The 23,183-nt window shown below is 50.5% G+C and carries 22 protein-coding genes; 8 read left to right on the forward strand and 14 right to left on the reverse strand.

What is annotated here, in order from left to right; all coding sequences use genetic code 11:
• Positions 1-5 precede the first annotated feature (5 nt).
• The 4 genes from AC2YIT_RS13350 to AC2YIT_RS13365 form a co-directional block, all read right to left on the reverse strand.
• Entirely contained in the window at positions 6-3,236 is a 3,231-nt protein-coding gene (locus AC2YIT_RS13350; protein WP_430845900.1) for a SusC/RagA family TonB-linked outer membrane protein, read from the reverse strand.
• Positions 3,237-3,804: 568 nt separating this feature from the next.
• Positions 3,805-4,590 carry an SDR family NAD(P)-dependent oxidoreductase gene (locus AC2YIT_RS13355; RefSeq protein WP_487279481.1) on the reverse strand — a complete coding sequence of 262 codons (786 nt, stop codon included), beginning with the start codon at positions 4,588-4,590 and terminating at the stop codon, positions 3,805-3,807.
• A gap of 5 nt (positions 4,591-4,595) precedes the next feature.
• Entirely contained in the window at positions 4,596-5,456 is an 861-nt protein-coding gene (locus AC2YIT_RS13360; RefSeq protein ID WP_487279482.1) for an alpha/beta hydrolase, read from the reverse strand.
• A gap of 76 nt (positions 5,457-5,532) precedes the next feature.
• Complete coding sequence (locus AC2YIT_RS13365; protein WP_487279483.1) at positions 5,533-6,912, reverse strand: Gfo/Idh/MocA family protein; 1,380 nt, start codon at positions 6,910-6,912, stop codon at positions 5,533-5,535.
• A gap of 127 nt (positions 6,913-7,039) precedes the next feature.
• On the opposite strand from AC2YIT_RS13365, the gene AC2YIT_RS13370 reads away from it, so the two are divergent.
• A complete protein-coding gene (locus tag AC2YIT_RS13370) occupies positions 7,040-7,522 on the forward strand; it encodes a DinB family protein (protein ID WP_430845896.1) in 483 nt (160 codons plus the stop codon).
• Positions 7,523-7,567: 45 nt separating this feature from the next.
• On the opposite strand, the gene AC2YIT_RS13375 is transcribed toward AC2YIT_RS13370, so the two are convergent.
• Positions 7,568-8,209 carry a 3-keto-disaccharide hydrolase gene (locus tag AC2YIT_RS13375; RefSeq protein ID WP_487279484.1) on the reverse strand — a complete coding sequence of 214 codons (642 nt, stop codon included), beginning with the start codon at positions 8,207-8,209 and terminating at the stop codon, positions 7,568-7,570.
• 181 nt (positions 8,210-8,390) lie between these two features.
• Between AC2YIT_RS13375 and AC2YIT_RS13380 the strand changes: the two genes are divergently transcribed.
• Entirely contained in the window at positions 8,391-10,793 is a 2,403-nt protein-coding gene (locus tag AC2YIT_RS13380; RefSeq protein ID WP_487279485.1) for a PAS domain-containing sensor histidine kinase, read from the forward strand.
• Positions 10,794-10,804: 11 nt separating this feature from the next.
• Here the strand turns inward: AC2YIT_RS13380 and AC2YIT_RS13385 are convergent, their stop codons facing one another.
• Positions 10,805-11,098 carry a GNAT family N-acetyltransferase gene (locus tag AC2YIT_RS13385; protein ID WP_487279486.1) on the reverse strand — a complete coding sequence of 98 codons (294 nt, stop codon included), beginning with the start codon at positions 11,096-11,098 and terminating at the stop codon, positions 10,805-10,807.
• 73 nt (positions 11,099-11,171) lie between these two features.
• Here AC2YIT_RS13385 and AC2YIT_RS13390 point away from each other — a divergent pair, with 73 nt between their 5' ends.
• Positions 11,172-12,173, forward strand: a complete 1,002-nt coding sequence (locus tag AC2YIT_RS13390) for a phosphotransferase (RefSeq protein WP_487279487.1) — start codon at positions 11,172-11,174, stop codon at positions 12,171-12,173.
• Between the two features lie 29 nt (positions 12,174-12,202).
• Here AC2YIT_RS13390 and AC2YIT_RS13395 read toward each other — a convergent pair whose 3' ends face one another.
• Positions 12,203-13,120: a sugar phosphate isomerase/epimerase family protein gene (locus AC2YIT_RS13395; RefSeq protein ID WP_487279488.1), complete on the reverse strand. Its 918-nt coding sequence runs from the start codon at positions 13,118-13,120 to the stop codon at positions 12,203-12,205.
• 107 nt (positions 13,121-13,227) lie between these two features.
• Between AC2YIT_RS13395 and AC2YIT_RS13400 the strand changes: the two genes are divergently transcribed.
• Positions 13,228-13,725 carry a VOC family protein gene (locus AC2YIT_RS13400; protein WP_487279489.1) on the forward strand — a complete coding sequence of 166 codons (498 nt, stop codon included), beginning with the start codon at positions 13,228-13,230 and terminating at the stop codon, positions 13,723-13,725.
• A 4-nt stretch (positions 13,726-13,729) separates the two neighbouring features.
• On the opposite strand, the gene AC2YIT_RS13405 is transcribed toward AC2YIT_RS13400, so the two are convergent.
• The 5 genes from AC2YIT_RS13405 to AC2YIT_RS13425 form a co-directional block, all read right to left on the reverse strand.
• Entirely contained in the window at positions 13,730-14,065 is a 336-nt protein-coding gene (locus AC2YIT_RS13405; protein WP_487279490.1) for a type II toxin-antitoxin system PemK/MazF family toxin, read from the reverse strand.
• On the reverse strand, positions 14,065-14,286 hold the full coding sequence (locus AC2YIT_RS13410; protein ID WP_430845888.1) for a hypothetical protein: 222 nt from the start codon (positions 14,284-14,286) through the stop codon (positions 14,065-14,067). The genes AC2YIT_RS13405 and AC2YIT_RS13410 overlap by 1 nt, the downstream gene beginning before the upstream one ends.
• 63 nt (positions 14,287-14,349) lie before the next feature.
• Positions 14,350-15,531 (reverse strand): glycoside hydrolase family 5 protein, encoded by a 1,182-nt coding sequence (locus AC2YIT_RS13415; protein ID WP_487279491.1) that lies wholly within the window; start codon positions 15,529-15,531, stop codon positions 14,350-14,352.
• A gap of 79 nt (positions 15,532-15,610) precedes the next feature.
• Entirely contained in the window at positions 15,611-17,680 is a 2,070-nt protein-coding gene (locus AC2YIT_RS13420) for a M56 family metallopeptidase (protein ID WP_487279492.1), read from the reverse strand.
• Between the two features lie 26 nt (positions 17,681-17,706).
• The gene (locus AC2YIT_RS13425; RefSeq protein ID WP_291202201.1) at positions 17,707-18,072 is read right to left on the reverse strand and encodes a BlaI/MecI/CopY family transcriptional regulator; all 366 of its coding nucleotides are present in this window, start codon (positions 18,070-18,072) and stop codon (positions 17,707-17,709) included.
• Between the two features lie 100 nt (positions 18,073-18,172).
• On the opposite strand from AC2YIT_RS13425, the gene AC2YIT_RS13430 reads away from it, so the two are divergent.
• The 4 genes from AC2YIT_RS13430 to AC2YIT_RS13445 all read left to right on the forward strand — a co-directional run bounded on the left by AC2YIT_RS13430 (position 18,173) and on the right by AC2YIT_RS13445 (position 20,786).
• Positions 18,173-18,394 (forward strand): hypothetical protein, encoded by a 222-nt coding sequence (locus AC2YIT_RS13430; protein WP_487279493.1) that lies wholly within the window; start codon positions 18,173-18,175, stop codon positions 18,392-18,394.
• The gene (locus AC2YIT_RS13435; protein ID WP_487279494.1) at positions 18,381-18,719 is read left to right on the forward strand and encodes a PIN domain-containing protein; all 339 of its coding nucleotides are present in this window, start codon (positions 18,381-18,383) and stop codon (positions 18,717-18,719) included. Before AC2YIT_RS13430 ends, AC2YIT_RS13435 begins: the two co-directional genes overlap by 14 nt.
• A 179-nt stretch (positions 18,720-18,898) precedes the next feature.
• Positions 18,899-19,765 (forward strand): oxidoreductase, encoded by an 867-nt coding sequence (locus AC2YIT_RS13440; protein WP_487279495.1) that lies wholly within the window; start codon positions 18,899-18,901, stop codon positions 19,763-19,765.
• A 79-nt stretch (positions 19,766-19,844) separates the two neighbouring features.
• Entirely contained in the window at positions 19,845-20,786 is a 942-nt protein-coding gene (locus AC2YIT_RS13445) for an AraC family transcriptional regulator (RefSeq protein ID WP_487279496.1), read from the forward strand.
• Between the two features lie 52 nt (positions 20,787-20,838).
• On the opposite strand, the gene AC2YIT_RS13450 is transcribed toward AC2YIT_RS13445, so the two are convergent.
• Together AC2YIT_RS13450 and AC2YIT_RS13455 are read right to left on the reverse strand one after the other, a co-directional pair.
• Positions 20,839-21,846, reverse strand: coding sequence for a sugar phosphate isomerase/epimerase family protein (locus AC2YIT_RS13450; RefSeq protein WP_430845881.1), 1,008 nt, complete (start codon positions 21,844-21,846; stop codon positions 20,839-20,841).
• Between the two features lie 28 nt (positions 21,847-21,874).
• On the reverse strand, positions 21,875-22,999 hold the full coding sequence (locus AC2YIT_RS13455) for a redoxin domain-containing protein (protein WP_487279497.1): 1,125 nt from the start codon (positions 22,997-22,999) through the stop codon (positions 21,875-21,877).
• Positions 23,000-23,183 lie beyond the last annotated feature (184 nt).

Below are 23,183 nucleotides of genomic sequence, written 5' to 3' on the forward strand. Positions count from 1 at the left end.
TAATCTTAGAAAGTTACACGTACACCTGCATTAAGAACTCGCGACTGCGGATAGTATTGCCCGTTGGTAGAAGTCGCTTCCGGGTCCCAGATCTTGATCTTGTCGATCGTAAACAGGTTCAATGCGTTTACATACACGCGCAGGTTACTCACACCGATCTTCGAACCAAGCTCCGAAGGCAGGTTATAACCCAGCTCGATGTTTTTCAGACGCAGGTAGTTATTGCTTTTCAGGTAATAGGTGTTTGCACCTGCATTATCGAAGTTGGTATAATAAGTGTTGTTACGGTTAGCCAGACGAGGATCGGTCGAGCTTGGGTTGTCGATCGTCCAGCGGTGATCGTAGGCGTATTTCAGGTAGTTACCAATGTCACCCGACTCGGTTTGTCCGATGTACTGCAAGCCGCCCATTGTTCCCTGGAAAAGGATAGACAGGTCGAAAGACTTGTAGCCAAGGTTGATATTCACACCGCCGGTGAATTGCGGACGGTTGGTTTTTTCAGAACGCACTTTGTCATCAGCGGTAATTTTGCCGTCGCCGTTGATGTCCTTGAACTTCATATCGCCCGGGCGGAGTGTTCCGGTAATGCCGCTGTAATCCAATGTATTTGCATCGATGGCAGCCTGGTCCGCGAAAACACCGTCGTATTGGTAAGCAAGGAATGCCTGGTAAGGCTTTCCGGTTGTGCGCTGGTATGAAGGAGCGCCCGGTGTTTCATCCCAATACTTGATCGTGTTTTTAGCATAACCCCCATTCACACCCACCGAGTAGGTAAAGTTATCGATCGCGCCGTCGTAGCTCACTTTGAATTCCCATCCTTTGTTTTGCAGCTTACCCAGGTTTTGAGGCGGAAGCTTGCCATCGATACCCGCGCTGGAAGGCGTAGAGCCCGTTTTCGGGATCAGGATCTTCGAACGGTTATTGATAAAGTAGTCGATTTCAAATGCAATGCGGTCTTTCCACAAAGTACCTTCGATACCGAAATTGGAGTTGTTGGCAACCTCCCAGGTAAATGTGTTGTTCGCAACACGGCTTTCGAGCAAAGTCTTAGCTACCTGGTCGTTGATAATGTACGTACCAAAGCCCATAGTATTCAGGTATTGATATTCAGCCAACGTTTCTGTTCCGAGCAAGTAAGGCTCGGCACCCATTTGTCCCCATGAAGCACGCAGTTTCACGTTGTTCACGAAGCGGATATTGTTTTTCCAGAAACCTTCTTCGGAAATACGCCAGCCTGCCGATACCCCCGGAAAGAAACCGAAACGACCGTCTTTCGGGAACACGTAGGAGCCATCCGCGCGCCACAGGAACTCGGCCAGGTATTTCTCTTTGAAATTGTAACCCACGCGACCGAAGTAGCTCAAACGTGCACGTTTGTACAGGTCACCATTGTTGGTACCTGAGTTGCCAATGTTCTGCTCTGGTGTACCACCCGCGAAAAGCTGATCAACCACCGGCGAAATGAAGTAACGGCGGTAAGCGAAGAAACCGTCCGCATCCACAGTCTCGCGCTGGATGCCCACCATAGCGTTGAAGTTGTGCGAGCCGATGGTCTTCTCGTAAGAAGCCTGGCCGGTCAGCTGAATGGAAAGCTCCTGTGAAGAAGTTTCTGTCAAACGCGGATCGCTGAATGTCGACCGCACGGTTCCTGTCAGGAACGGGGTTACGCCATCTTCTTCATAGGTCTTTTTATCCCAATAATAAAGCGTCCATGGCTTCTGGAACGATTTCTGGCGACGCATTTGCTTATCTATCGCGGCCATTGCCGTCACTTTCAGGCCCGGTACGCCGGGAACGTCGATGTCCAGCTGGCCGTTGGTCTGGATGTAATCGCGCTTGTCGTTGTTGTAACCCGTTGTATTGGTTGTAATCACCGCAGGGTTCTGACCGTTTTCGATATCCGGACCAGGACGCCCGTCCGGCCAGATCGCGATTTCGGTAGGCTTGCCACGCATCAGCATACGGAAAATATCGCCCGCGCCACCGCCATTCGGGAAGCGACGGAACTCTTCCCGCATTACCACACCGAGCTTTGCGGTTACGTATTTGTTGATCTTCGTGTCGAGGTTCACACGCATGTCGTACTGCTTGTAACCTGTTGCCGAATTCACGTAGTTACCTTCCTGATTGATATAGCCCAATGAAGCGAGGTATTTGATGTTCTCGCTACCACCGGTCAATTGCAGGTTATGGCGTTGCTGTGGTGACCAATTGCGGATCACCGAGCCGTACCAGTCGGTATTCGGATGGATCAGCGGGTCGGAGCCGTCGCGGAACTTCTGGAGGTCGGTCGGGGTGAATACCGCGCTCAGTACATTACCATTATCGGTACGGGTGTAAGCACCGTTGGCATTGAAGCCTTGCAATGCACCTTGCCATTGGTTCACAGGCAGGTTGTCGTATATCTGCAATTCGTTACGGATGGTCGCATATTCCGCAGCATTCGACATTTTAGGCGTGCGCGTAGGCTGGCCTATACCCAGGTTCAAGTCATAGGAAAGTTGCGGCTTGCCACTCTTTCCGCGCTTCGTCGTGATCAGGATAACCCCGTTACCTGCACGTGAACCGTAGATCGCCGCAGCCGCATCTTTCAGCACCGAAATACTCTCGATGTCGGCAGGGTTCAGGCGATCGAGACCGCCTGAACGGTTGGGAACACCGTCCACCACGATCAGCGCATTGCTGTTACCCAATGAGTTGGTACCGCGGATCCGGATTGCCGAGCCGTCGTAACCTGGCTCACCGCTCGATTGTACCGCTGAAACACCCGGCAAGCGGCCGCCCAATGTGTTTGAGAGGTTGGTCGAAGGTGCTTTTTGAAGCTCAGCCCCTTTCACGGCCGTTACCGAACCGGTCAGGGTTGCTTTCTTAGCTGTACCATAACCCACGACCACGACTTCGTCAAGTGCCTTGGTATCCGTTGCCATTTTCACGTCCAGGCTGGTTTTGTTACCCAGCGGGATCTCCTGTGTAATGTACCCGATGAAAGAAAACACGAGCGTAGCCGTACCTGGCGCATTCACAGTATAGTTCCCCTCGATGTCCGTTACCGTACCTGTCGATGTCCCTTTGACCAGGACGCTCACGCCGGGCAACCCCTGCCCCTGCTCATCATTCACTTTTCCCTTCACCGTTACGTCCTGAGCGTACGCACCAGTCATGACCAGCAAGGTCAGCAGAAGGGAGTAAAAGTACCGCGTTAGGCTACGGTACTTTTCCCGTTCAGAAATCATCATAGATTAAGTATAGATAGATAGTAGATAGTTAAAAAAATTATAAAAAAAAGAAAAGATATTACAACTGGGTTTCATGCATAAGCCCTTGTTTTTCAACAAGTCAGATAAGTGTCTACCATACACAATTTGTCTTACTTAAAATTCCTATAATCCTATTCTTAAAATCTCACTCGTAACCGGAGGGCGATTTATTTAAACTTGACAGGGGAGATAAACTCGAAAATGTTATATTTCTTAATCCGGCAATACCGAGATGGATTATATGAGTAACCGGATGTACAAAAAGATATGAAATTATTTACATAAACAAGCATTCCTGCTTTCTGAATATGTTTTCTTGAAAAATAACCACTAGTTACTTGACGTATACCGTTAACCGGTCTCTATACGCAGCAACTAGTTCGATATGCAACAAAAAACCGCTTCCATTGCGCGGAAACGGCATTTTATGAAGATAGTAATACCAATTTTGCAGAAACTTACGTGATTTTTGCAGACGTAAAAGCCGCCATGCGCTGCTAAACGGTTGAATCTTTTAAAAATTATATTTTACAAGATAAAAACACGATTAGCGGGCTGTCCAACCGCCATCGACTGTCAGAATGGAACCTACCATGTAGCTGGCCGCATCACTGGCTAAAAAGATGGCGGCACCCTGGATTTCGTGCAAATGCCCCCAGCGGCGTAGCGCCGTAGCACCCAGGATAATATCGCGTGCATCATCGCTTTCGGCAATGGGGATATTCATCTCGGTAAGGAACGGACCGGGGCATATGGCATTCACCATAATATCGTAAGGAGCAAGCTCCAATGCCAGCGCACGTGTCATTTGCACGATGGCCCCTTTACTAGCAGTATAAGGTGTACGGTTGGCGAGCCCTACCAGCCCCAGCGTACTCGCCAGGTTGATTATCCGGCCACTGTGCCGTGCTTTCATATGCGGCGCGACAGCCCGGCATACCAGCCAGGTACCGGTTACATTCACATCCATAACGTGTTTAAAATCTGCCGGGGACAGCTCGTCGATCGGCCCGCGGATGTTGATCCCCGCACTGTTGATCAGAATATCGATCTTCCCGAAACTTTCCAGGGCAAAAGCCACCATGGCAAGCACCTGCTGTTCGCTGGTAATATCGGCGGCGTAAGAAAGCACACGTGTCCCGAATGAAATACACAGTTCGGCGGCGCTGCGCTCACCGTCGACAGCACTCCGGTTGACCAACAAGATAGCACAGCCCGCGGAAGCCAAACCGGCCGCCATAGCCAGGCCAAGGCCTTTGGAACCTCCCGTGACAATGGCGACCTTTCCGGTAAGATCAAATTGTTTGATGCCTGGCAAAACGTCCTGTACCATGGCGATCAATACTGATGGAATGCTTTGGAAACAAATGCCAGTACTTCCGGCAACGACTCGCGCCAGTAAGTCCATGTGTGCCCGCCGTCGCGTACACGGAACTCGTGCGGCACTTCTTTTTTGCGTAACGCAATGTGAACGAGACTATTCCCTTCATACAGAAAATCATCGTCACCGCAATCGATATACCAGCGTACGGCCTTTTTCTGATCTTCGGCGATGTTGTTGATCAGTGCCAGCGCGCTGTGCCGGTTGTAATATCGTTCGACCGTCGAATCGGCGATATTCGGATTAATCCGGATCAGGTTCTTTTTAGCATCTTCCACGGTGATCGGGCCGGTGGATGCGCTGAGCGGGCAGGCCGATGAAAACAGCTCGGGATGGTGTAGTGCGTACATAAAGCTTCCGCCACCTCCCATCGAAAGCCCGGCAATGGCGCGATAGCGCTTTTCACTTTTAATGCGGAATTTCTTCTCAACATACGGCATGAGCTCAGTGAAGAAGAAGTCCTCGTAGTTCCAGTCGCCCTTCACGTCATTGAAATACCCTCTCCTACCCGTGTTCGCATCCGGCATGATGATGATCATCGGTGTGGCAGTCCCTTCACTGATTGCTTTATCGGCAATATGCAGCACTTCACCGAACTGTACCCAACCGGTATGGTCGTCGCCAGCGCCGTGCAACAGGTACATCACGGGATAACTCCGCTCGGAGGACGCGTAATCTGGCGGCAGATAAACGGCAAACTTCCTTTCGGATTTAAGCACCTTGGAGGGCAACGACAGATTATCGAGCACCTTCCCCGTCTGGGCAAGCGCCGGGACAGTCAGCATTGCTGCTAACGCGATCGCAGAAATGATCTTCATACCAGGAATAGTTGGATTTGGGTTGAAACAACAAAAGCGGGAGATGTTCTGCATCTCCCGCCCGGTACGAAGGTTTTTATTTCTTCCTTATTTTCATTGCGACAGGGTCCCAATGAACGATCTTTTTGCTGAAATAACTTTCATTACACGCCAGCACTGGAGCCGCCGCACGGAAGCCGAATACCGGGTCTTCAACGGTTCCAACACTACCTTTTTTCACATTTTCGAAGAAGTCCCTGAAATGGTTAGCGTGCGCGTCATCCTCTTTCGGTGCTTCAAACCGCACTTCTTTTACGGGTTCCGCTTTCCGGGTATCTTCCGGATATTGAGCATCATATTGCTTCTTAAACTCTTTCTGCTGCGCTTCTGAGAAGGTATTGAAGCTATCGTAACCGCCCATACCAGGCGCTTTGGGCAGTTTCTTTTTCGTGAGTACCAGGTTGTTTTCGGTAAATTCAATCTGCCCTTCAGTGCCGATGATCCGGGTATTGTTCGCTATGGCGCCCGCATTCGCAAAGTTTACGCGGAGTACCATCTGGAAATGGGCATGAATATCGGTTTTGGGGTAATCGAGGATCGAGACGAGCACATCTGGCACATCGCGGCCGTCTTTCCAGTAGCTAAGTTCCCCGGACGACATCACGCGCTCGGGGCCGAGCGAGTTGGTCACAAAATGCACGCCGGTAATGAGGTGCACAAAGAGGTCTCCACCCACGCCGGTACCATAATCCTGGTAGTTTCTCCAACGGAAAAAGCGTTTTGCATCGAATGCACGCTTGGGCGCATCGCCCAGGTAGGTATCCCAATCCACTGTACTCGGCGAAGCGTCGGTCGGAATGGAGTAGTTCCATGCGCCGATGGCATTGAAACGGTCGTTATTGGATTCCACATAGTTGATCTCACCGATCTCACCCGCCTGAAACAAGCGTTTCGCCTCCTTAAACGAAGCCGAGCTGATCCGCTGGCTACCAACCTGCATCGTTTTGCCGGATTTCTTCCAGGCATCAATCACGGACAGGCCTTCATTAATGTGGTGCACCATCGGCTTTTCACAGTATACATTCTTACCGGCCTGCAGTGCAGCTTTGGTGATGTGGTCGTGCCAGTGGTCGGGCGTCACGACTAGGACTGCGTCGATATCCTTTCTTTCGAGTATCTGGCGATAGTCGCGCGTTGTAAAAATATCCTTTCCATAAAGCTCCTTCACCCGGGTGAGACGACCGTCGTACAAATCGGCGGCAGCGACGAACTCCACGTCCTGGGAGCTACGCAGCGCCGCTTTAGTGTCGCTGTGCCCCTGGATACCCATTCCTATCGTCGCGAAACGGATCTTGTCATTGGGACTGATTTTTTTGAAGTCCCTGATAATGTGAAAAGGCTTGGCAATGCTTTCCGTGGCTAACAGTGCAGACGCGGCTGTTACATTTTTGAGAAAACTACGGCGATTAGGCTTCATTTGAAGAATTTCAAAGGTTTAAGAAGATGATTTCCCAATTTAATCAATTCGCGATTCGATGCACAGGTAATTCAAAAATATGTACATTTTGCAGACGAATTCCCCACCCACTAATAACTAATGTTCCATGCACGCCGACCAGCGAAAAAAACTGACTAATGAACTGATTGATCTCATCAGGGGCGGAAACGCTCACGTTACCCTCGATGAGGCGCTTGCCGGTATCCCGGCCAACCTGCGCACCGTAATTCCCGATAACCTGCCGTACAGTATCTGGCAACTCATGGAGCACATCCGGATCGCCCAGAAGGATATTGTAGACTTTTCCATTTCAAAGGATTATAAAACGCTCATCTGGCCCGACGAATACTGGCCCGAGCCAACGGACAGTGTGAGTGATCAGCAATGGGAAGAAAGTCTCAGGGAGATTAACGACGACCAGCGACGATTTTTCCAGCTGTTACAAAATGAGAAAAAGGACCTTTTCAGTCCCCTGCCATGGGGCAGCGGGCAGAATATCGTCCGCGAAGCGATGCTGATTGCCGACCACAACTCCTACCACCTGGCTGAGATCATCGTAGCCCGCCGCTTGCTCGGCATCTGGAAGTAATGCTAAAGGGAAGCGGGCGACATTTGAAATGCCGCCCGCTTCCTTTCAGAGTTCTTCAATCATAATATCCTTGTAAAATACTTTGGCTTTCCCTCCTCCGTGGATTTGCAGGCCTATCAATCCTTTTTGCGGAATGGATTTATCGGGTTCCGTATAATCGACCGTTTTTGTGCCGTTCAGGAAAAGCTGAATGTGACCGTTCCGGCTATGCACTTCGTAGTTGTTCCAATCGTTCCGTTTTACGATTTTCTCGACCAATGCAGAGTCGGGAGCAATCAATGTTTTGTTCCGCCTCGATTCATCATAAAGACTCGCCCAGTATTTATCGCCCAGATCGGCCTGATAGCCCGTCATTTCATAAGGCGGATTTTGCAGCCGTGCGCTATGGAACTGAACGCCCGTGTTGATAAAGCCTTCGTGGCCGGTCAGTTTAAATTTAACCTTCAATATAAAGTTGGAATACTCCTTACGCGTACACAGGAATTCGTTGTGAGGCACGTTCTCTTCCAGTGAGCCGCCGGCAATACTGCCGTTTTCAATTTTCCAGGTTTTAATCGTGTCTCCCTCCCACCCCTGGAAAGTTCTCCCGTCGAAAAGCGAAACCGGCTTCCCAGTCGGCTGGATCATGATACACCCGGCGAACGCCAGGGCAGCAGCGCAGGCAAAGTAGAATGGTTGTTTCCTCATGACACAATCGGTTTGGGGCTAGTATGCTTTTTTCTAATGATGATTAAAGCGATTTCGGCGAGGTTTTTACTTGAAGGGGCGTCACAAGTAACCACCATTGCTTTTAACCTAATATCCGTACTTTTATAACGTGTGACTGCCTCTAAATGCCGAGATACGTAAACCTGAGCAAGTTTTTACAATGACAAATAGTACCCTGAATGAGCCTGAGAACGATTTGCTGCTGGCAATCGAACGGTTTAAACTTGTGGCAAAAGCTACCCATGACGTGGTCTGGGACTGGGACCTGGCGAGGGGATCGGTCTGGTGGAACGAGGGGATGCAGGAGATTTTCGGCTACCGCCCGGAAGATATCGAAAGCGGGCCCAATTCCTGGTTCGACCGTATCCACCCCGACGACCAGGAGCAGGTGGTGAAGAAGATTTACCAGGTTATCGAAAAGGGAGAAAGCAACTGGTCGAATTTCTATCGGTTCCGCCGGGCTGACGGCTCATATGCGCACGTCCACGACCGCGGGTACACGATCCAGGGCCGAGGCAAACCCGTACGCATAGTGGGCTCGATGATGGATATTTCGCAGCAGCTTCGATCGGATAAAGCCAGGGAAGAAAGCGAGGAGAACCTCCGGTTCGCGATGCAGGCAGCCCAGCTTGGCACCTGGAACCTTAATCCCATCGATAAAACAGCGTTGTTCAACGACCGTTGTAAAGAACTATACGGCTACCCGGCCGATACAGAGATGCATTATGAGGGCCTGGTCCAACTTATACATCCCGATGACCGCACGAGAGTGATCGAGGCCGTCGAACGTGCGCTCGACCCGTCAGTGAGGGCTATTTATGACGTCCGCTACCGGGTTATCGGCGCCAGCGACCGCAAACTTCGCTGGCTGCATTGCACGGGGCAGGCGTATTTCGATCAGACCGGTACTCCCTACCGTTTCTCAGGCATCTCCCGCGAAATCACAGCCGAGGTTACAAGTCAGGAGAAAATAGCCTGGGCCGACCAGCAGGCGGCCATGACCATCGAAGGCTCGGGAGCGGGGTCGTTTATGGTGACGCTGGCCACTAACGAGATTATTTACTCACCTACCATGGCGCGGATTATTACCGGCAGCGAGGCGGCCAATATGACCCGGGATATTCTGCTCGCAAGCCTTCATCCCGATGACATCGGCATCCGCGATCGTGCCTATACAGAAGCAGAAGACAGCGGAGAACTGCGCTACGAAGCCCGATTTATCTGGAATGACTCTTCTGTACATTGGGTAAGAGTACTGGGACGGTACTTGTATGATAGCATGGGCAAAGCTATTTCACTGTCCGGCATTGTGATGGACATTACCGACCGCATTGAATCGGAACAGCGGCTGAAAGTGAATGAAGAGCATTTACGGACCCTGATTGAACAGGCACCTGTGGCTACCGCATTGTTTGTAGGGAAAGATATGGTCATTGATATCCCGAACGAAGCGATGCTCAAAGTGTGGGGAAAAGGACGCTCGGTAATAGGCAAGCCGCTTCGGGAAGCATTGCCAGAGCTCGAAGGGCAGCCGTTTCTCGGTATTCTCGACCGCATTTACAAAACCGGTGAAGCGCATTCGGAGCAAGGGGCGAGAGCCGACCTGGTGGTCGATGGCCGGCTGCAAACATTTTATTACGACTACACTTATAAACCCCTGAAAAATTCGAGAGGCGAGGTATATGCCATCCTGGACATGGCTGTGGACGTGACCGAGCAGGTAATGTCCCGGCAGGAGCTCGAACAGAGTGAAGAACGGTACCGGCAACTGGCCAGCGAGCTGGAACGGCGGGTGGGCCAGCGCACCGATGAATTGCACCAGGCCAATATTGAGTTGGTCAATTCCAATAACAACCTTCAACAGTTTGCCTACGCCGCCAGCCACGACATGCAGGAGCCGCTACGGAAAATCCAGTCGTTCGGTTCACGTCTGCTTTCGACCTATTCCGACAAGCTCGATGACAACGGCAAATACATGCTGAACCGCATTCAGGATGCTTCAAAAAGAATGTCGGCGATGATCGACGACCTGCTCGCCTATTCCCGCCTCACCACGCGCGAAGGCGAATTTGGCGAAATAAGGCTGGATGAAATCGTACATTCGGTGTTGGCCGACCTGGAAATATCGATTCAGGAGCAAAAGACCGATATCATTGTCAACGACCTGCCCGTTGTCTGGGGCAATGGCCCGCAGCTTGCACAGCTTATGCAAAACCTGATCAGCAATGCGATCAAATACCGGCTACCCGACCAACAATCGGTGATCAGGCTCTCGTACCGGGCTGTGAGTGAAGCGGAAAAGGCAACGTTACCAAAACTTTTGCCTGATCATCCCTACATTCGCCTCGAAGTGACCGATAACGGCATCGGCTTCGACGAGATTTACCTCGATCGCATTTTCCAGATGTTCCAACGGCTGCACGGACGGAGCGAGTTCTCGGGCTCGGGCATTGGCCTGGCTTTATGCAAAAAGGTTGTCCAGAACCACCATGGCTATATCACCGCCCAAAGCCAGCCGGGGAAGGGCTCCACGTTCATCGTATACCTCCCGCAGCCGCGCTGAGCCAGCCTGGGTTATCGCTTTTGCCAGATATCTGCAAATTCTTCGGGATGGCGGCGGAACTGTCCGTGCACGTACTCGCACAGGGGCAGTACCTGCAACCCGTGTTCACGGGCGTAAGCCACCATGGCGTCGAGCATCTTGCGCGCCAGCCCGCGGCCTTCCATCGCCGGGTCCACCTCGGTATGGTACACGGTCAATGTGGTTTCACTTAATCCTATCACCATTTCCCCCACCTGCTTGCCATCCTCCTCTGCGTAAAAAGCTCCCCGGCGGCGGCTATCGAGCTTGAATTTGATCTCTGCCATAAATTTTTGTTTAAAGTGCGTCACGTTCAGGGCAAATATATCCATAATTTTGCCGCCCCAATCGCCTTACGCCATGAACCTCTTCCCCGTCTCGAATTCCAACCTTTCGCCCGTTCATCTGGGTCATTTTGTTCAAAGGCATTATTTTCCTGAGCAACAGGTCGAATGCCGGATATTGAAAACCGGGATCAGCGATACCTACCTGATCCTAACGCCCGGCAGACGCCACATTTTTCGTGTTTACAGTTTTCAATGGAGGACGTTGACGGAAATTTCGGAGGAATTGCGCCTGCTGGAGCATTTGCACCAAAATGGCGTGGCCGTTTCCTATCCGGTCGCCGATCTCTCCAAATCATTCATACATACCTTCCAGGCACCGGAAGGTGAACGTTTCGGTGTGATGTTCTCCTTTGCCGAAGGCGAAAAGGTGCTCAATTTCGATCCGGAAACGCATTATCGTGTGGGAAAACTCATGGCCGAAATGCACTTGCTGACCAAAGACTTCCCTTTACAGCGCGTAACCTACACCGCAAAAGAGCTGCTGATCGACTCGCTTGCACGATTGAGCAGGTTTCTGCCTGCCGACACTGAGGAAATGCAGTACATGAAGACGGTACAGGGATACCTGATCGATGAATTACAGAACGCGGATCAATCCCAGGTACGAAAAGGGGCCGTCCATCTCGACCTGTGGTTCGACAATATGAATGTTACGACCAACGGCGACATTACCTTCTTCGATTTCGACTTTTGCGGAAATGGCTGGCTCTGCCTGGATATGGCCTATTATATGCTCCAAATTCATTCCACGGAAAAGGACGATGCTGAACGTGAACTGAAAACGGCGCAATTCATGAAAGGCTACGAGTCGGTTACACCGGTGAGTGATGAAGAAAAACGGCTGATCCCGATGCTGGGAATCTGCCTGTATTTCTTCTACCTGGGTATACAGTCGCAGCGCTACGACAACTGGTCGAATGTATTTTTGAATGAAATTTACCTGAAAAGGTTCATCAACCTTTTACTCAAAAAATACTTTGACTATCACCAGCTCGGACAGAAGCTGGCCTCATAAAAAGGCCGGCAAATGCCGGCCCATGCTTTCTATACTGCCGTTTCGACAATCTTCTTCATCTTCGCAAGGCTCGTTTTGGCTACCTCCAATGCATCCTGGGCCCAGTAGTCCTTATTGAACACTTCAAAAGACAGAATGACAGGCTTGTCCGGATCTTTAAGGCTTTGAATCACATTTTTCCAAGGTGCAATACCATCGCCTACATACACGCGGTCCGCGTCTGTGATCTGCTCGCGCGGCGGTGTTTTGGGGTAATCGTTTACGTGGAAGATCTCTATCAACGGCTTGCCTACATCCTTAATGGCATCCATTCCAGAGCCACCTTTGTGCAAATGGTAAACATCCATGAGCAACCGCGCCGAGGGATGCCCCGATTCGACCGCTACATATAATATCTCTCCTACCCGGCTGAGGTTTTTAGAAAAGCCCCATAGTTCCAGGTGCGGCACAACGCCGGTCTTGTCACCTAATTCAAGGATAGTACGGTAACGCTCCGCTACGCGTGCAAGATCGAGCGAAGCGCCGGTGGTAGCACCCATGGGTGGGGCCGCTACGCGCGGGCAGCCAATGGCAGCAAGTTGCTCCATTTCTCCTTTCAGCTGGTCCAATGCTTTGGCACGTGCTGTTTCGTCGTCCACGATCCAGGTCGCAAAACCGATCGCGTCCTCCACTTTCAATCCGAGGTCACCGATCATACGTTTGGCTTCCTGCAACGTACCGCCGCCTTTGAGATACTCCTGCAATGTGCTGATCCATATCTCGACAGAACCGTAACCTGCTTTCGCCGCTACTTCCAGCTCCTTGCGAAACCCGAGCTTCTGGCCGCGCAGCGTACTCATATTAAGGGAATAGATAAATGGTTGGGCTTTGGTTTTCGCAGCTTCGGCGGGAACGATGCCCGCTGCGCTCACGGCAGCGATCGAGGATAGTGCTTCTCGGCGATTCATTAAATATGTGCTGAATGGTTAACTGATTTAACTGTAAAGTGGTTTTCCGGAATTTTTTACCGCAAATGAATGTAAATTGATTGCTTACATATCGCATTCAACCTCCTATGGAACCAGATCATTATATTATTCCTGCCCAGACAAAAATCGGTCACGTCCATCTCAAAGTTGCCGACCTCGACCGTGCCATCGACTTCTATTGCGGCTTACTCGGCTTCGAAATAACCACCCGCTATGGTACGCAGGCAGTTTTCATTTCCGCTGGCGGTTATCACCATCACATCGGCCTGAATACCTGGTACAGCAAGGGCGCACCGCCCGCGTCGACCCACGGCGTAGGCTTGTTCCACACCGCGATTCTTTACCCTACCCGGAAAGACCTGGCCATTGCATTGAACCGTCTTTTGAAAGCCAACTATCCGCTCACCGGCGCCAGCGACCACGGCGTTTCGGAAGCATTATACCTGAACGACCCCGACGGCAACGGCGTGGAGCTCTACTGGGACCGGCCTCAGGACCAGTGGGAATACCTGCCCGACGGCTCGATTGAAATGTATACGCGGAGTTTGAATATTCCGGGATTACTGGCAGAACTAAATAAATAGGCAGCTATAAAATATCCAGATGGATCAATATGGCCAGTTCAACAGCCTTCATTTTCGCACTGTTTAACTGGCCTATCCTATTCCCTAACCTGGTTTTGTCAATAGTCCGAATCTGGTTCGCCTTTACCTTTGACTCATTACGTAAGCCACCTTCATTTACATCCAGCAAAACTTCGAACGGATAAACTTTAGCGGTACTCGAAGTCACCGGCAGCACCGTAACGGTGGCACCATACTGATTATTAACATCATTCGAAACAATGAGAACGGGGCGCGTTTTGGCTGTCTCGCTACCTACCACAGGATCGAGTTTAGCCCAGAAGATATCTCCCTTTTGCATTACAAATTTTCAAAATCCGCGTGTTGAAAATCATTTGTAATGGAAAGATCCTCTTCCCGCGTGGCTTGGTAACCCTCTTTCAATATTTCTTCAAGGGGATGGCGACGCTCACGGGCAATTTTCTCTTCAATTGCCTCTTTGGTGAATCCATTCTCTTCCCGTTGAAGCGAATGAATGAAGTTGACGTCGGAGTCGGAAAGTTCTATTTTTACCGTTTTCATGTGTGTCATTTTTTCAAATATAACACTTATAGCTGCTCAATCCAATAAACTCCCCTCTCCCTTCTAGTACTTCATCAACAACGTCAGCAACTTACGGTCCAGCTTATGCCCGTGCCAGTCTTCGTAAGCCACATCCTCGCGCCGTGAATCGAGTACACCAAAATCTCCGGCGAATTCCCAAAGCGAGAAACCGATTCCATTCGACGAAAGGATATCGAGCACGTCGTTGAACCAGGCCAGGAAAACTTTATGCGGTGTTTTGTTCCAGCAGCCGCATTCTCCGCAGTGTACACCCACACCCTTGCCGACGAGTTCTATCCAGGGCTTATAGAACTTTTCGAGCATTGCACGGCTCAGATATTGATCCCCGACCTGCCCCGGCCATTTGGGTTCCGGCAGGTTGTCGGGGTCTTTCATGGCCCAGGGCGCTTTGTAGTGCGAGATAATGCCCGGATGGTACCCGCGGCAGCTCTGAGCGATGTCGAGATCGGCCAGCTCTGGGATTACCGTGGTCCCGATATCATTGCCGTCGGCGATGACCAAATGCCCCGGATTTTCCTTTCTGATCGCCTCCGACGCCGCGATAGCCACTTTCCGGTAAATATCGCCAGGCACCGATGACCGTTTGGAATGCTGGTCGTTCATATCGGCGCGCATGCTCGGCTCATTAAGCAAGTCAAAGCTAATGCGTTTCCGGGACGTATTCTTGTACCTTTTGGCCCACATATTCCAATGAAAACAGAATGCGTCGAGTGCTTTCTGGTCGGTCCAGAGATTGTAGGGTTCATTAAAACCCGCGTTAACACAGTACCCCGGTGCACGGTGCAGGTTCAGGCTTACATGTATATTATGCTTGTGCGCGGCGGCCACGAGCTTATCGATGCGCTCCACGGCTTGCTCGTCGATCTGGTAAACTTCTTCCGGCGTAATACTGCGACTCCGATCGAATTTCAGGTAGGCCGGGTAAGCCATCGGGATACGCACAAAGTCGAAACCCCAGTCGGCCATCCATTTGAGCTGCTCTTCGGTGGTTGCCTTACGGCCTTTTGCCGGGTCGGGCGCAAAGAAATCGAGCAGGTTAAAGCCTTTCCATTTGGGCAGCTTATTCTGCGCGAACTGGCCGGACTCGGCTCCGCCCAGGGTGGCGTGATCCGTCGAGGCCGGGCCTGACACAGCAAAACCGGGCGCAAATGCGGCCCCGGCTACTGCAATGGATGTATTTTTAACAAATTTCCTGCGATGCATGCCGTTCGAAAGTTATTCGTGGTAACTTCCTACTAAACACATCCCGGCAACGGTTATACTGATAATACCCGACGCTGGTCTAACGCGCTCTGGTCGAATAACCGGATCTACCGTTATAGTTGTAATACATAGTCGATTTCTTGTCGCCGCCGTCGTTCAAGTATTTGGCTTTCAGTTTCTGATGCAGTTCTGCGGGTTGCTTTTCACCGTTGACGACCAACTCCTCGTCGCTGAGCTTGAAAGACAGATCGTCCTTATCCTTCACCAACCCCGCACCCGTCAGTTCTTCAATCACCGCTTCTTGCCGTTTCAAATAAACTTCGCGCTGTTTTTCAGCCTCGCGCCGCATTTCCTCGGCTTGTTTGCGTTGTCCTTCGGCTTGCACGCGTTGTTCGGCAGCGTGTTCGCGTTGCTTCTCAGCTTCACGGCGCATCAGGTCGGCCTGCTTGCGCATATCTTCCGCTTCTTCGCGTTGCTTTTCAGCTTCCAGTCGCATTTTTGCCGCTTCATCGCGATTCGCATTGGTATTCAACCGCATTTGGTCTGCGTAGTCGCGCTGCTTCTTGGCATCCAGACGCATCTGGTTGGCATATTCCCGTTGCTTCTCCGCTTCCAGGCGCATTACATGTGCCTCTTCGCGTTGCTTCTCGGCTACCCGACGCTGTCCCTCGGCGATCTTACGCATTTCCTGTGCCTCTTCCCGCTGTTTTTCAGCAAGCTCATGCTGTGCTTTCACCTCTGCCATGATCTTGTCGATCTCCGGCTGGTACTTCGCGTAGTCGCTCGCTGCTATTTCCTGATCGTCTACAAAGAGCGAGATAATCTTGTCGTTACGCTTTACGATCTCGTACTGTTTATTGTTACGTGTAACATTATACGTACTGATTCCCTGCTGCGGCGTATACACATTTGCGGCATGTATTTCCGTTCCTTCCGACCGCCGTTTCTTTTTCGGCAGTGTATCCGGTTTCTCAATGAAGGGATTTTGCGCTTCAGGCGAGGGCAGAATCTTGATCTTCCCTGGCAAAAGCTCCTTCCCATTAGGCCGGACTTCTCTCACGAAAGGTACTTTCCGGGCTGGTGCCGGTTTCTTCGGCGCAGTGGCAGCCGACAGCGCAATCGCCGCCGCCAGGCTGAATGTTACAAACAGTTTTTCCATGGCATTTAGTGATTTATTATTGTTATTGATAATACGTTTGATCCTGTCCAGCAAATGATTGCGTTTTTTGGAAAAAGCCATTTCAAAGGCCGGCCGCGACTGGTTATATTCCTGGAACGAGACAAGCGCATGAATGAACGATGTCTTGTTCTGCATGACGCCGATCGCCAGATCGTCGCAGCAATGTTCACGTTCCTCCCGGATCAGCCTGGAAATCCACCAGACAGCCGGATTAAAGAAGAAGATGTTTTCACAGAATATCTGCACAAGGTTGATCAGGTAATCGCGGCGGCGGATGTGCGCCAGTTCGTGCAGCAAAATAGCTTCTACCTGCGCAGCCGGTAAGTTAGCCAGCATACCCAGCGGTACAAGCACCACTGGTTTCAAAAAACCGATGACCATCGGTACAGCCACCTGCACCGACTCGCGCAGCTCCACTTCCTGTCCGATCCGCATCCTTTCGGCCAATTCATAAAACCGCACGATCCATTTCATTTCCGGTGTTGAAACCTGCTGTGCGACCTTTCTCAGGTACAACAAGCCGCTCGCGGCCAGTATCGATTTCAACGCAAAAATCAGGAACCAGACAGTTACGATCAGTTTTGCGTTCGAAGAAAAAAAGTTGACAGCATCCTGTACCCAGCCGTTCTCCGTCACTGCTGTTGCCGCTATAATGGTAACGGCATTGGCGTCGTCTGAAAACACGGTATCCGTTCTCCAGGGCATTGACTGAGCTACCACCGACGCTGTTTCAATGCCCGTATTTTTCAATGTAAAGACAAACGTCGCAGCGGTTGCCACAACGAAAAGCAGCATCACCAGCGACAGCATATTGTACCGCAATGCAGGCTTGCTCTTACGTGTGCAAAGCAGAATGCCGCCGGCTACGATCGCGGCAATGAGCGCCTGCCAGAGCGAATGCATTAGTGTCAGGCAAAGCGCGCGAACCCATTCGTGGGCAGTCGGCTGATCAATGATATTCCAATTCATGGCTAACGGATTGAAATGGTTGGTGATTACTGATCCAGTTTTTTCAGGAAATCTTTTATTTCACTGAGTTCCTCGGCAGAGGTGTTCTTATTACCAAAAAGCTGCATAACGAGGCTCGAAGCCGATCCTCGGTACATGGAGTCCACGAAACGCTCCAGCAATGCAGATTTCGTTTTGTCCTCCGGCTCGGCGGGACTGTAAATATGCTTCATACTGCTCTCGTCGCGGATCACGATGCCCTTTTCGGCCATGATCTGCATCAGCTTCAAAGTAGAAGAATACTGCACCGCCCGTTTCTCCTCATTGAGTTTGTCGTTCACAAACCGTACTGTCGACGGGCCGTATTCCCAAAGCACTTGCAGTATTTCCAATTCTGATTTTGTAGGTTCCATCCTTTGATTTTTCATTCAACTACCCAAAGGTAGGAAAAATTTCGTACGAAAAAATTTTTAATAGAAAATTTCTAGATTTGTTAAACAAAATCACACTATCATGTTCACGAAAAACATCACTCCTGAGACCACTTCGGTGACGATCGAGCTTCCTGAAAGCTTCGTAGGAAAACATGTCAAAGTTACCGTGGTTATTGAAAAAGAAGAGAAGCCTCGCAAAGTCACGACTTTGGAGGACATAGAAAGACGATACTCAAAGTTTCCTCGAATAGATATGTCAAAATTTAAATTTGATAGAAACGAGGCTAATGACTTTGACTAACGTATTTCTGGATTCCAATGTTATTCTTTACCTCTTCGATACACACCGCGAAAAACGCGAAATAGCGAAAAGGCTAATTCGTCAAAATCCTCATATCAACGCGCAGGTGTTGGTAGAGGTCGGTAATGTCTGTTGGAAAAAGTTAAGATTGACCAAACACGAAGTGACGGAATTCTGGTATGAGATGATGTCCGATTGCAAAATGTCCGGCATTTCCGAATATAATTTGGCCGAGGCTATCTACCTGACTCAAAAATACGATTTCCAACTCTTCGACGCCATTATCGTTTCCGGTGCCCTTGAAGCGGGCTGTAATGTACTCTAGTCTGAAGACATGCATCATCTGCTGGTTGTGGAAGAGCAGCTTACCATCATCAATCCGTTTTTTGATTGCTAGCCGGCATTCTTTGAAATTCATAATTACCCCTTTGCAACTGCAAAGCGCCCTCCGGAGCTGTCCTGTCATATTTGTATCATCAATCACGAACAAAAATGACAAGCAAAATGAAAACTCCTAAAACATGGTTCATCACCGGAGCATCGAGAGGTTTTGGACTAGAAATTACAAAGGCAGTACTTGCAGCCGGCGACCAGGTGGTGGCCACTGTTAGAAGCAAAGCGAGCGAACTGACCGCACAGTTTGATAATAATCCGGATTTGCTGGTAGTAACCCTGGACGTTACCCAGGAAGAACAAGCCAAAAGAGCGGCTCAGGCAGCTATCGATCGTTTTGGCAAGATAGATATCCTTCTCAATAATGCAGGTTACGGCTTGCTCAGCGCGGTGGAGGAAGCAACGGCGCAGGAAGTAAGGAACAACTACGAAGCGAATGTGTTTGGTACGCTGAATGTAACCCGGGCAGTGCTGCCTTTCATGCGCAAGCGACGTTCCGGTCATGTGATCAATGTTTCATCCGTCGGCGGACTGAGCGGTTATGTTGGCTGGGGCATTTATGGCTCGACCAAATTCGCCATCGAGGGCACTACCGAAGCGCTCGCTTTGGAACTGGCCCCGCTGGGCATTCACGCAACAGTGGTAGCACCCGGATTTTTCCGTACCGATTTCCTCGATCACTCGTCCCTCACCCGCACCTCCAACGTGATTGCCGATTATGACGATACCGTCGGAGCTATGCGGACTTTCGCGACGGAAGTGAATAAAAAACAGCCGGGAGATCCCAAAAAACTTGCGCAGGCGCTCATCAGGCTCGGTTACGCCGAGAACCCTCCGGTGCATTTGCCATTAGGTACCGACACGCTTGAACGCTTCCGCGCCAAAACGGCCGCATTCGAGAAGGAGATCGCAGCATGGCACGACGTCATCACCGGAACAGACCACGACGATGTTGCAGCGCAAAGAGAACTCGTTTAGCCATAACCGGCGTTATGGAAATGCTTTGCTGCTGCAAGGCATTTCCCTTTTCCTAAAAAGTCATTCTTCTCCGAAACCTATGCCCGATAAAACACTCGATGCGAAAACAATCGATCTGCTCCGCGACTTACCCGAACTCATCCCTGTCATGCGCGATAGTTTTGAAGAATGGACAATCCGCACTTTCAACCGCGAGCAGCATGAATGCCGCAATTACCTCTCGCCAAACCGGCGGGATTTTTATAAAGTACTGCTGGTCACCGGTGGTGCGGGCATTTTTACGATGGGTCTGAATACCTATTATATTGATGAGCCCACAATCCTGTTCATCCATCCCAACGACATTATTTCCTGGAAAAACCTCTCATCGGAACGGGAGAATAATCTGTCGGCAGGATATTATAGTCTTTTTAAAAAGTCATTTATCCAGAACCATCCTCAGCTGAAAGCGACAATCGATAAGTTCGGGCTGTTTTCGGAGAAAGCTAAAAGCGTGATCCGCCTCGCTGGCGCGGATGTGGCTGTGCTCACGCGCTTCTTCGCGCGTATGCAGGAGGAGGAGCTATTAGGCGATGCGTTCAACGAAGAAGCAATGAGCGCTTATTTACAATTGCTCATGGTGGAAAGCGCGCGAATCGCCCACTACCCCAAACCAGACAACGTCTCCGAAGAATATGGTCATATTCACCGCTTTTTCGATCTTCTGGAAAATGAAACGGCGCATATCAACATCGAGACACCCATTCGCATTAAGACAGCCAAAGAATTTGCCGAAAGTCTGAGCATTCATCCCAACCATCTGAATGCCCTTTTGAAAAAGCACACGGGACAGAACGTAAGCACGCACATACGCAACCGGTTGTTGGAAGAAACAAAGGTGTTGCTCATACAGACCGACTGGGCATTACAGGATATCGGTTATAGTGTCGGTTTTGCCGAGCAACCCAATTTCAACTTGTTTTTCAAAAAGAACACCGGGCTGACGCCGGCAGAGTTCCGCCGCAACTATCGTGCCTTCTGAAAACAAAACAGGTCGCGAAGCGCATTGCCCACGACCCGTTTTCAAAATTAACTTATGCACCCAGCGCTTTGCGCGCGAATTCAACGCATTTAGCGGTTTCCTTCAATGCATCCGAACCCGCCGGAATCTCATATTCGAGCTCGATCGTCGCAGGAAACTTGTATTTTTTCGCACGCATCATTTCGAGAACTGCGACGATCGGCGTGTCGCCCTGGCCCCACACCACGTTGGCACCGCCGTGTTCTTTGTTTTTGCGGTCCTTAACATGCATACTCACAATGTGATCGTGCTTCGCTTCGAGCAACGGGAACGGATCATAGCCCGCAGCCACATAATGCCCCATATCAAAGTTCATCGCATTGTATTTCGACTGGCTCAAAGCAGTGTCCCACCAGGTCGGGGTTTGCTGGGTGTGGCCATGGTAGCCGCAATAGACCTTGTTTTTAGCGGCAATGTCACCAAGACGTTTCGTCTGCGCGGGATCGTTCGGCAGCTCTACATTCGCCTGGTTAGCACCCAGGGCTTTCGCCGCACGGAACGCGTAATCCACTTCGGCATCGGTGCTGGTCGCATTCAATGCATTGGGTTTGAAACCGTAAATGCTCACGCCCGCGTTGTTATACATTTTGCGAAGCTGTACGAACTTATCCATGGAGACCTTTGCACGCCATTCGGCCATTTTGGTTGCATACTCCTTTTGGATGGCTTTTTGCTCGTCCGTCATTTCAGGCCGTTTGCCATCAGGGCCGGGTGCCAGGTTCGGGCGCGGCGGGGCTTCCGGCGCTCCTGCGAACGACTCGCCGGTAGGGCCCATCAGCTCAATAGCGCTGATATTGGTTTCAATACAGTATTTCAAAATATCCTCGGCGCTGCCAGGCAGGCTCCGCCACGAATAGGTAATGGCCCCTACCTGCACGCCGTTGAACAGCGAATTGGGTTTGCCGAGCTTTTTAATGTAAGCTGGCGCGCCGAAAATAGGCGTACGCGCCATTACGAAACCCGCCGCCGCAAGGGCCGACGTGCCCAGAAAACGGCGTCTTGAAATGTCCAGGTCTTCCATAAAGTCAGGTTGGTTGTTTAAATATGGTTTAGTAGTACCGTCCGACATACTTGTTCTCCACGATCAGCTTCTTCATTTTCGCGGGGTCGATCGGCCCTTGCTGCGAATAGACAATCTTGCCGCCTGGTTCTACAAGTATGGTATACGGTAAAGCGCCCTGCCATTTCGAATCTACCGCTTCGATGAGCTTGTATTTGTCCTCGATATTGAAAATATAATTTTTGTTGGAAGCAAACTTGCCTTGCAGGAATTTCAGCGCCTTGTCTTTTTTATCGGGGTTATCCGCGCTGATCGAGATAAATTCGAAATCCCGGCGGCGGTACATATGGTGCATGGCCATAAAATCCGGGAACTCGGTCACACACGGGCCACACCAGGTTGCCCACACATTAATGAGTCGCAGTTTGTCCGATTTGTTCTGGATCAGCTCTTTCAAACCTGCTTCGTCGATGGTTTCCAGCGTCACCGGCTCTTTCGCCCAGGCCATTTGCTCTTTCTTCACGTTATCCTCCTTGGACGCCCATTTCATCGAGCAGCCGAACGTCTTGGTAGTAGGTACAGGCACCGGTTTTCCGGCCAGCAATGCCTCAATGGCATTTTTCGCGTCCAGGTTTTTCGGCGTGCCCGTAGGCTTCTCCACGTCGTCGATCCGGCCGTTGTATTGTAGCTTTCTGGCTTTATCGAAAATGAAAATATGCGGTGTAGCGACGGGACCGTATGCCAATGCGGTCTTCTGGTCGTCGCCGTCGTAGAGATAAGGGAAGTTGTAAGCCATATCCTTCGCCCGGAGCTTCATTTCGTCAAAGGAGTCGCTCAGGTCGGTGTAGCCCAACTCGTCAAGCAGGATCGCCTTCGGGTCATTGGAGGAAATGGCTATTACCGCAACCTTTTTTGCCTTATAATCGGAAGTAAGTTTCTTGATGCGTTCCTCATATGCCTGGGCCGTTGGACAATGGTTGCAGGTAAACACGATTGCCAGAATATCCGCACCTGCAAAGCTTTTGAGTGAATATCGCTTGCCGTCGACGCCTAGTAGGTTAAAATCCGGAGCCTGGGCCCCTATTTTCAAAGTCTCGGGCTGGTCGGCCGCAAACGCCGCCACCGCATTGACGCACAATACAATAACAAAAATCAGTTTCTGAAACGCGCGCATAGTTCTGGTTTTTGGTTGAGTTATGAATTTAAACCAAAAGCGGGCGCGTTACAATAAAATACTGGTTTTGTACTATTGAAATTCAGCTCATTAAAAAGGGAGAAACTGAAGAGTGGGGGAATTTTGGATACGCCTACTTCCATCTATAATCCGCTTAAAAATCCAATTTTCAAACGGTTGAGGT

The organism is Dyadobacter sp. SRI_021 (genome assembly GCF_057586235.1).